Raw genomic sequence first — 10,222 nt, forward strand, 5'->3', positions numbered from 1 at the left:
GAGAAGACAAAGCGGGGAGGCCAAAACGAGTGCTTGCTCACGAGCGATAAGAGTTGTTCGATCGTGGTCACTTGGTCGGAGCGCTTCAGTCGGAAGAAGTACATACTGCTCCAGTCATCGCTGAAGTACTCCTTGAGATCTTGCGGATCCAGCGTCTCCGAAATCGGTCTTTCGGCAGGATCTTCTTCATCAAGCTGACTGGCATAGTTTTCAAAAAGTCGATCTTGCAGAAGCTCGAAGGCGTAAGGCTCCCATTTGAGCGAGGAGTCTTCATTTTCTGTGTCCGGCACTTCTGATGGGTCGAAAGCCAGCAAAAATCCGCGGAGGTATGCCTCCTCAATCGGCTTGCACTTCTCCGCGGCTTCGGCTGCTTGATGCCAGTTATCAAAACCAGCAGCTTTCGCTGTGATCTCAAGGGCTTCGTAATGCGGGATATCTTTTTCTCGCTTCATGCGACGAGCACGCTGCTTCAGGCGAGAGATGGCATTTTGCGAAACTAGGAAAATGCGTTGCATGTTGAGGCTCCTCTGTTCGCGGAGTGCCGGTGCCCACTGCCGAGATCCGCACAGGGAATCCCAAACGCATTAAGTAAGAAGAGAATCGTCCCATTCGGGTTTGCCAAGGTGGGCAGCAGGCTTCGATCCAGCCCGCATTGATCGTATAAGATTGTTCGCTACTTATTCAAGATAGCGAGTTGAGAGCTTCCGAAGGCAGTCATGCTTGAGGAAGCGTTTAGGACGAGACGATAAGAGCCACGGACAAGCATGACTTCGCCTGAACTTACTGGTGGTGCTGGATTCACCTACGAGGACGCGGTTACAGCGCAGTACCTCGTGGCCATGGTCGGTGATACAACGGCAGCCGCCCTCGGTGGGCGGGTTGTGCAGCGGGTCGCACAGCAGCAAGCTGACTTTGGCGAGCCGCTCGATGACGTAATTGTCGATGCGGCCTCCTTGGCGGACGGAACCGTCATGCGCTTATCGCTGCAGGTCAAGCGTTCGCTCACTATCTCGGGGGCGGAGACCAACACCGATTTCCGAGATGTTATCCAGCACAGTTGGCAAACGTTACAGAAGCCCGACTTTCGCGAGCACATAGATCGCGTTGGAGTGGTAACGGGTGCGGTGGCGGAAGAGACGTCCCGTGCTTTCGTGACCGTTTGTGAATGGGCACGTGGTTCCGATACAACCGCGTCCTTCATGCATCGGTTTGACGAGGACGGGAGTGCCTCGGCCACTCACCGTGCTGTAGTCGCGGCGGTTCGGATGATTGCTCTGAACAAAGGCACACTTCTCTCAGACGATCAGCTGCATCGCCTTTTTGCGCATTTAGTACTGATCCGATTTGACTTCCTTCACGTCGGATCGACGCACGAAGCGGAGGCAATTACCAGCCTGCAGCGTGCGCTCGTGCCTGGGCAAGTGGCGCGTGCAAATGATTTGTGGGACCTGCTGCGCCAGATTGCTCGCGATGGCGCAGGTAGCAGCGCCGTGCATACCCGTGCATCGCTGATGCGCGCATTGGCAGGCTGGCGTTTCACAGGCGCCCCCGCGTTTGTCGGCGACATGCAGGTTTTGCGTGAGAGTACGCGTCACTGGCTTGATCAACAGGCCAACGACATCGGAGGGACGCACCTGACTCGTCAGGTGCTACGCGACCAGCTCAGTGATCAGATTGCGGCCCACCGCCTGACGCTGATCAAGGGTCTTCCAGGCACCGGAAAGACAGTTCTGTTACGCGATCTTGTGCATGAGCTGGCCGCCGAGGGAACCACCTTGTTCCTCACTGCTAACCGGCTTTCTAGCCGCAGCTGGTCGGAGCATGCTCGCGCGATAGGCTTAACGACAACTTCGATTGAGCCACTGCTCATAGAGGTTGCGGCCACCGGCCATGCCCTGCTGCTCATCGATGGTCTGGACCGTATTGCTCCGGAACAGCGGTCTATTGTGACCGACTTGTTTGGCCAGCTTCTGACGAATCCGACGCTTTCTAATTGGCGCGTTGTCGCTACTGCTCGCGATGCCGGTATCGAGCCTCTGCGCAACTGGGTGCCTCCTGCGCTGCTCGCAGGTAGTGGTGTGGGCTATGTCGATGTGGAGAATTTGACGGACGAAGAGGCTAGCTCGCTCGCGGATTCGCTGCCGGCGTTGCAGCCGCTCATCATCGGCGGAAACGAGCGTGTGCGTTCACTTGCACGTCGCCCATTCTTTGCAGGTGTGCTGGCACGAGGATTCTTGCAGGCGGCCTATCCGTCAGGATTCGCGCCTCAGTCGGAGGTGGACCTCGTAGATGCTTGGTGGACTCGCGGTGGTTACGACGCACATGCGCCCCAGGCGCTAGCGAGGCAGCGGGGGCTGATTGAGCTAGCACAGCGCAGCGCGCGGGATTTGGGCCGCAATATCCGCATACGTGACCTTTCCCCTGCAACGCAAGAGGTACTTCCGGCGTTAGAGGAGGACGGCCTGGTGCAGCCGGTGCGCAAGGGGCATACAGCGCAGTTCAGTCACGACATATTCTTCGAATGGTCGTTTCTCCACTTGTTGCTTGATCAGGGGGATGACTGGATCCCAGCCCTGACCGCAGCCGGTGAGCCGCCTGCCTTGGCGCGGGTGGTAGAGCTGCTATCGCAGGCGACTTATATAATCCCTAATCAGTGGTCGCGCGAACTCCGCGCGCTTGAGCAGGCTCAGGTGCGGCCGCAGTGGTTACGTGCCTGGCTCGTATCGCCCGTGTTCAGTCCACGCTTCACCGAGCACGTCGATATGTTTGCTGCGACATTGGCAGCCAACACCCATCAGCTCTTCGGGAAACTCTTGGTGTGGATGCAGGCCGAGAAGACAACGCCCAATCCTATGGTGTTGTCCGGAACCCTTGGGGGCGATCTTGACGCTGCCGCACGCATTCGTATTGCGGATTCGCTAGGGTGGCCATCGGACTTCGCGGCATGGCGTCGCTTGCTGATTTGGGGCATCCAAGAGATCGACTCGATCCCAGATGCATACTTAAGCGACCTCGTCACACTGTTCGAAACTTGGCAGACCGCTTGCGCGGACTATCCCAACGCAGTGTCGCAGCGAATCGTCATGCAGTGTGCAACCTGGTTGAATGCAATTGAGGATGAAGAGGCGGATCGCTGGGGCAGGTACAGCAAGCCGACGAGCAATTCTGCGCCGCGCGCGCCCGGAGAGCTACAGACTGAGCTGCGAGCGTTGATCCTGCGCGCGGCACGGGCCTACCCGGATGTGGTGGCCGATTATCTTGCTAAGGTTGAGACAGTTGAACGCTGGTCCGACAGTGCGTACCGCGAGCTCATGACTTATGCGCCGGTGTTGGCAGAAACTCATCCGGCGCAGATCGCTCGGGTTGCTCGGCATTGGTTTCTGGAAGAATTACCTGATGATACTTCCGCAAGGTGGCGGCGCGAAGCGCTCGAACAGAGTCGCCAGCGTAGAGAGGTTGAGGCTACTCCCCCGGAAAGCAGATCTCGACTCGACGAGCTCATGCTCTCAAGTCCCCCGATGATGCCTAACTCCTTCTCCCACCACGATTGGGATCAGCTATCGATCGGCGCTGAACATCAAGGTTATTTCCCTGCTTCGCCTCTGCGCGAACCGTTCCATTCATTGCTGATTTGCGATCCAGAAGTGGCGCTCGCGCTGATCCGCGATCTGGTGAACCACGCCACCACGGCATGGAAACAGCTGCATAGACACTGGCATCGCAGTAATACACCATTACCGCTCGTACTGGAGTTTCCGTGGGGAAGGCACGAGTTCTGGGGAAGTGACCGGCACTACGTTTGGTTCCGTGGCCATGGAGGGCCGCAGGTTGTGGAATGTGCGCTTATGGCGCTGGAGAGTTGGGCCATCGCTCAGCTCAATGCCGGTCGCCCGCTGGAAGATGTGCTGCAACAGATCTTGGAGGGGCACAACAGTATTGGCGTTCTAGGCATTGCAGTGCACCTCGCTCTGCGAGCCAAGGAAGCTTCACCTACTACGTTGGCACTGATAAGCAGCCTCCGGCTTTGTCGGCTCGACTTGCAGCGCAAGGTTCAAGAGCACCAATTGCAGAGTGCTGGACTGATCGGCTTTGAGAAGGGAAGCATTGATGCAATGCACCGACAAGCTGTTGCTGACAACATGCAGATGTCGTCGCGCTCTTTGGAGCTGCGGGACCTGGTGCCGCTCTTCGTTCTTGGTGGTGATGCGGTGCTGCGGGATGCATGTCGTAAGGCTCTAGATGATTTTCCGAATAAGCTGGAGTTCGCTACTCAAGAGGCGGCGCAGGATCCCGAGCACGTGGCCGAACTGCGCCGTACGGCCGAGCTATGGTCTGAGCTGGGTCATATCGAGAACTACAAAGCTGAGCCGATCCCCGGCCGCAGCAACGTAGTCCAGATTTCGATGAGCAGTCCCCGGCACGAAGCTCCTGAAGTGCAAGAGGCTTTACAGCGCCATGCGCAGGCGGGGCGCGAGACGGAGTTGTGGTTGTGGGTGGAGAAGTGCTTCAGCTCACGTCAATGGGCGCCAGGATTCACTGCGGATGAGGCGGTCGAGCGTGCACTAGAACTAACTGAAGCAACTGCTGCAGGACGATCAATTTCGTTGATGCCAGGCAGCGGGCTCACTGAGGGCGCAATTGCAGGAACGGCTGCTGCCTTAGTCTGCTTTTCCGATGCGGGCGAGCATAGGGTTTGGGCTGACTCCACCATAGAGAGTTTCTGCCTCATGCGTGAGGAGGAGGCTGACGACATATTCTCCAGATCCGTAATTCCGTGGCACCCAAAGATCTTCGTGGCGCGTGCGTTGGCTGCGCGTATTAAATCGGGCGGCAAATATCCTGGTGACCACGAAGAGCTCTATCGCCTAATCGCCCACCCACTCGATGCGATCTCCTTAGTTGCGCTTGAAGAAGTCGCAGGCTGCTGGGAGTGCGATGCCCGCTTTGCCTGGTGCGGTCTGAACCTTGGGCTGCGGTTGGCACAACTCGTAAGGAGGCGAGACATGTACCGGTTCGACACCGATGCGAGGCGGCAAATGGAAATAGATCGCCGAGTCGTTGCACTAGCAGCTGCGCTCGATGAGTACAGGGAGCAAGGGCCATTGCCTGTTTGGGTACGCCCCATGCCTTCTTGGCAGCAGATCGTCTCGGATGCCGAGAGCTCGTCGGTTTTTGATGAGGACGAAGAAGACGGTTGGGCACCTACCGATGATCATTGGGATGGCAAATACGCCGCGAATGTCCTAAAGAACGTCCCGGTGGGGGCTGTCATGGAGAGCTCATATCGAGCGCATTATGTAGATGCCCTTGAGGCGTTCATCAGCTGGACGCTAGACACGATCAATCCGGCATGGCGAACCGAGCGACGTAGGGGGCGCGAGCGTGGCGATGGAAACCTCTATGAGTGGAAGGATCAGTTGGGACGGACGCTGGCAAGCGTTGTACCTCATCTTCCTGGCGACGAGACCTCGCGCAGGCTGCTACGGCCGCTCCTTGAGCAGCCCGATGAGATTGCAATGCGGCTACTCGCCCCGTTCACTGTATCGCTGGTTTGCAGTGAGGTTCTTGATGCGCTGGAGATCCGGAATGACACGTTACATTTGCTGCAGGTCGTGCTCGAACGAACGCTAGAGAGCGATGACCTGCGCCGCTCGCGGTATAACGATGGGCGCATCGGTGGGTTCGACCTGCCGAATCTGATCAAGTCACTACTCTTCGTGATTGTGGAACACGCCTCTGGGGCTGCTCGGTTTGCCAACGGCAATTGGGACGACGTTTCCCGTGTCATGCCATTGATCGACCGCATGGTGCGTGCCGCTGGCTGGAACCCCTACGTCATGCACCAGTTCATTACGTTATGTGAGCGTTCTGGTGCTACCTACCCGGTCGATATGTTCGCAGACCAAGTGCTCGCACAGATCGTTGACGGACGATTGCCTGCTGGGTGGAGGGGCTCCTCAGTGCCTGCCGCGCTTGCTGCCCTGGTGCAAGCACATGCTGATCGCTTACATCCATTGCCAGCGCCTCTAGCCCGTAAGCTGCTGCAGGTGCTTGATGCGCTGGTCGATCTTGGCGATCGCCGTAGCGCGGCCCTTCAGCAAAGCGAGTCATTTCGCGGTGTTTGTCTCGCTGAGGCAGTATGAGTCGATCTATGCGAGGACGGCGGAAACCCATACTGCGATGGAGGAATGCCAGCCTCTGGTTGGATAGGTCACTGAAGCACATCGAATGACGCCATGGAGGGCCTTCCTTGACACTGAGTTCACCTGCTTGAAACCGCTATGCCTGCATATTGATCAGCCTAGCCCTCGGCTTGATCTGTTGGAGATCATCACTGATGCGCCTGATTGGGATGGCCGCTGTTGGTATGGCTGGCATATCTTGGCGGGTTAGCAGTAGGAGTCCAAATAAGGCGTGCAGCATCCAGCAAGAGTTGAGAGGCAGAAGCGGTAAACCCCCTGCCGAAAGGCTGAATAAGGGTAACCGCCAATCGAGAGAGACGGTTAGGGGGCCTTTGATGGTGCCGCTACGCGTTACCATGCAGCCCTCAGGCTCCAATAAGTTGAAAGCATTGTCCCAATCAGCGCCTAGGATCAGCACAGGGTGCAAAAAAGTCGTCAGAATTTTCCGAAGAATGTTGATTACTCTTGCAGTCCAACCTCTGGCTTTGGGTGAAGCGCTCTATTCAATTTTGTTACAACCCTCTCGCGCATTACTTGAGTGAAGGACGTTAGCTCAGGGTAAATGAAATCCTTGGTCACTCCGTACAAATTCAACTCTCGGTGAATTTCAATGCCCAGTTCGCCAGGTATGTCAATTCTCAGGATGCCCTGCGTGTGATCCTTGCATTGCATGTGTCGTAACGAGCCGGAGCGGATGATTGTTGAATCTGAAAAACTTTCACTACGGAATGCTGGTTCATCCGGTCTGTTCGAAAAGAGAAAAACGCCTTGTTGGTTTTTGATTCTTGGATTTAATGGAAGCGCTTCAATTATGTAGTTGTATTGGTTGTGTACTACTACTGAGTTTATAGTTGCGCCAGTGTTTATAAGTGCTGTTTGTAGCTCGGCGAGGATACTCCCGAAATGTTTATGTTTGTGCTCGTGAGCAATTTTAAGCAGATGATAGGAGAGTAATTTTGGATGAATCATAATGGGGTGGCGAAGAAGTTCGCCGCTGGAAGTATGATGATTGATAATTTTGTGGATGTCGCTCAGGGTATTTGTACTATCCTGCCTCATCAGGTTGCTCTCGAAATACTCAGCTAGCTTCCGGATCCTAAATTGCTCGTCCGAAACTGATCTAGCGAAAGCTTCACTACTGGAGACGGTTACACTGTTTTTTTTCTCTGTGTTATATAGCATATATACACAGCAATCCTTTCCAGGCTGAGCGCGCTCAGTCGCAAAATATAGCGCAACGAGCGGATTCTTGCTCCAGTCGATCAGCCGAGTTTGTAAGCCGTAGTGCTGGGCTACCATTACCAGATCAAGGTCGTTTAACTGGTAGCTCTTTAGCGAGTGTATTTCTTCATAAGTTGGAATATTTTTTTTAAACTCATGAAAAAGTTCATTGGATAGTACGTGGGGGTAGTTATTTGGGCGTCTTTGAAAGTCGTTCTGGCAAAGGAGGCGATAGAATGATGAGCTTACATGGTGTTGGTTGTTACCCTGTCCCCTAAAAAAAGCTACTTCTCCGATTGGGTAGAAGTGTTTTACAACTTGCAGGAATGCCCCAACGCTATCGATGGGATCAAAGAAATCTGTAGTCATAATCAACGTCCTATGTTAGTTCTTTAGGCATATTGCTAATAGCAGATTCGATCTGGTATGTAATTGCCGTAATGCTCCATCACCCAATAAATCGTGGCGCGGTAAGTGCGCCTCGATATTGTTTTGATGATCTAGGCTGAGTCTTGATTGCCCAGGTATTTATTTGTTGGTCGTACAGCATCGCTTTTTTCATTATAGATGTTGTGGTTTGTTAGGCGGATGTACTTTGCTGATTCACCTTCATCGCGGAATGCGACAGCAACAATGAAAAGAATGAGGCCTCCCCAAATCCACTTGAGTGGCCACTCATAAAACCACGGGGCTGCCTCAATCTTGAGTACGATAATCTCTGCTAATGTAGGGTTGTCTATAGTAGAGAAAAAATACCCAAAGAGTGAAAGTGCGATTATGGATTGGCAGATATAGCGCAGAAAGGACAGTTCTTTCCTTTCTGCTAAAAAGTTTTCGTAGTCTTTATATGCTGCTGAATTTGAATTTTTAATAGCCCAGTTCCGAAGGTCGATGGCGCGAACATAATGGCACTTATCTAATTCGGCCTCAGGTCTTTTCCAATCGCCAAATGTATATGGCTTCCTGGTTAACTTGTAGATTATAGTGTCGATTAGGACTCCAATGGCGAGCTTTCCGACTATTCCGATGCCCGGAATTAGTAGCCCGAATGTGATGGTGAATAAGCCAATAATAATTGCCGATTCGGATAGGTCTATATTGCTTTTGGCCCAAGAAAGGCTTATTGAGCCTATATTCAGGCCATGCGCAATAATCATGTATGTATCTACAAACGTTAGTGATGCGATAAATATAAGAGCCCAGCGGGCTTCCATGGCTTTTTCTATGCCATGAATTTTTACGTTATTCGGATCCATGGTTCTAATTTCTTGGTTAAAGTTTGATGCCAATGGCAGATTGAATCAATTTTTGAAGGTCTTCATGCATGGGGGTGCTGGGCGTCTTCAACTTGCTAAGGCCTGAGAGTCTAGAGGTATCTGATTGAGCTCTGAATTTTTGAGTTGCAGCTTCATTTATAGCTTTAAGAAGGACTTTCCCTTTTGTAGTGGATGTGCCGAATCCACCAAGTTCCGCCCATCTTCGTGTTGGAAAGCCAACTTTATCTTTTGGTAGGCCGTTTATAGCTGCTTGGTATGCGGTATTAAAGTCGCGCTCTATAATAAGAGGGTCAAGCAGTTTAAGTGCTTCTTCCACCAAGGATTCAGCCTCTGCTTGGTTGAGGGAGAACACATTCATTAGGTGTTGGAGTGAACAGAACTCTGACTCAATGTCCGAGCCTGCAGGGGTCCAGAAGGGGATGTTGTGAGTGTGGTATTCCATTTTTATGCTCCACTGATCTTTGTCAGCGTCAGACATGAAGTCCCTATCTCTGTGGAGTACAACCTTAATGCCTAACGCTTCCCTGATCTTTTTTAAAGCCGCCCCTTGATGTAGTCCGCCTGAGCCAAATGTTGGCCATATTAATGTTTTTCTTGCTAAGTCAGGCCATTGATTAAGAATGCTTTTCATGTATTCCATATTGCCGTCTTCAGTGAAAAGAATGACGTCTTTGTCTAGAGCTCCCCAACCCATCCGCTGTCTGATTTTTTCCTCGGACTCAAGCTTGATTTTGCCTTCATTAATCCAATTGACCTTGGTGATAGCGCTACAGGATCTCACTACACTTGGAGAGTGCGTAGTAAGTAGAAACTGGGTTTCAGGGAAATTAGTGGCGGCTTCTTCGACCGCTTTGATTAGTAGCTCTTGTGTGCTGGGGTGTAGATGAGAGTCGGGCTCGTCAATTAGAAGAAGCTTGGGCTTGAAATAGAGTAGGTAGGCAAAAATCTGTACAACTTGCAGGAATCCTGTTCCAGCCATTTCAAGTGACCGCCACTGAGTATCTAGTCGCTGGCCAGGAACTATCATTTCGGGAGTTAAAAACTTGGCATCGATATGGATATCGCGGAGTCTATCGAATTTTACCCAGAATCTTGTGCCAGGAAAGACTTTGCCAACCCATGTGTTTAGCTCAAGCAGTTCCTTGGGCTTTGGTAGTGTTTCGATACCGTCTAGTCCAAGGCCCAGTAATATATGGCGTAGAACCGAGCCGCCCTCTCCTGAGGCTGCTTTGCGATGCAGTATAGGAGTGGCAAGAAGAGTCTCAGATTCTGCTAAACCCGCAAGGCCGGGGATATATGCTGAGAATTGTTTGTGAATGAAGCTAGATGCAAATGGCCCTTCAACCGAAGTCTTTGTGCCGGCATCATTTCTCGCAGAATAAACGCCGATCTTTGTGTCGCCGTTTTCTGCATGTAATGTCACGCTGATTCGGGGCGCCTTTTCACCACTTTGGAGCCTTTTTTTATGTGCAAGCTGAAGGAAGTCTCGGCTTGGCGTGTAGTCCATTTGCTCTAGGGTTGTTTTTTGTTTTGAGTCTCTAA

5 protein-coding genes are annotated in these 10,222 nt (G+C 52.8%); 1 reads left to right on the forward strand and 4 read right to left on the reverse strand.

All coding sequences use genetic code 11. The features are described from left to right. The coding region (locus N7650_RS27500; protein ID WP_279900860.1) for a hypothetical protein at positions 1-515 on the reverse strand (515 nt) is incomplete at its 3' end. Between the two features lie 249 nt (positions 516-764). Between N7650_RS27500 and N7650_RS27505 the strand changes: the two genes are divergently transcribed. Next, positions 765-6,143: an NACHT domain-containing protein gene (locus N7650_RS27505; protein ID WP_279900861.1), complete on the forward strand. Its 5,379-nt coding sequence runs from the start codon at positions 765-767 to the stop codon at positions 6,141-6,143. Between the two features lie 498 nt (positions 6,144-6,641). On the opposite strand, the gene N7650_RS27510 is transcribed toward N7650_RS27505, so the two are convergent. The 3 genes from N7650_RS27510 to N7650_RS27520 form a co-directional block, all read right to left on the reverse strand. Next, a complete protein-coding gene (locus N7650_RS27510; RefSeq protein WP_279900862.1) occupies positions 6,642-7,772 on the reverse strand; it encodes an FRG domain-containing protein in 1,131 nt (376 codons plus the stop codon). Between the two features lie 131 nt (positions 7,773-7,903). After that, complete coding sequence (locus N7650_RS27515; RefSeq protein ID WP_279900863.1) at positions 7,904-8,659, reverse strand: hypothetical protein; 756 nt, start codon at positions 8,657-8,659, stop codon at positions 7,904-7,906. Between the two features lie 16 nt (positions 8,660-8,675). Further along, positions 8,676-10,222 (reverse strand): AAA family ATPase (locus N7650_RS27520; protein ID WP_279900865.1); only part of this gene is annotated, 1,547 nt, incomplete at its 5' end.

Origin of the sequence: Pseudomonas sp. GD04058 (assembly GCF_029836855.1) — a bacterium.
In the GTDB taxonomy this organism is placed as follows: Bacteria; Pseudomonadota; Gammaproteobacteria; order Pseudomonadales; family Pseudomonadaceae; genus Aquipseudomonas; species Aquipseudomonas bharatica.

What these genes read in the sequence shown, in the direction of transcription:
- N7650_RS27515 (WP_279900863.1), bottom strand. Translation starts at nt 8,659, where the DNA reads ATGGATCCGAATAACGTAAAAATTCATGGCATAGAAAAAGCCATGGAA.
- N7650_RS27505 (WP_279900861.1), top strand. Translation starts at nt 765, where the DNA reads ATGACTTCGCCTGAACTTACTGGTGGTGCTGGATTCACCTACGAGGAC.
- N7650_RS27510 (WP_279900862.1), bottom strand. Translation starts at nt 7,772, where the DNA reads ATGACTACAGATTTCTTTGATCCCATCGATAGCGTTGGGGCATTCCTG.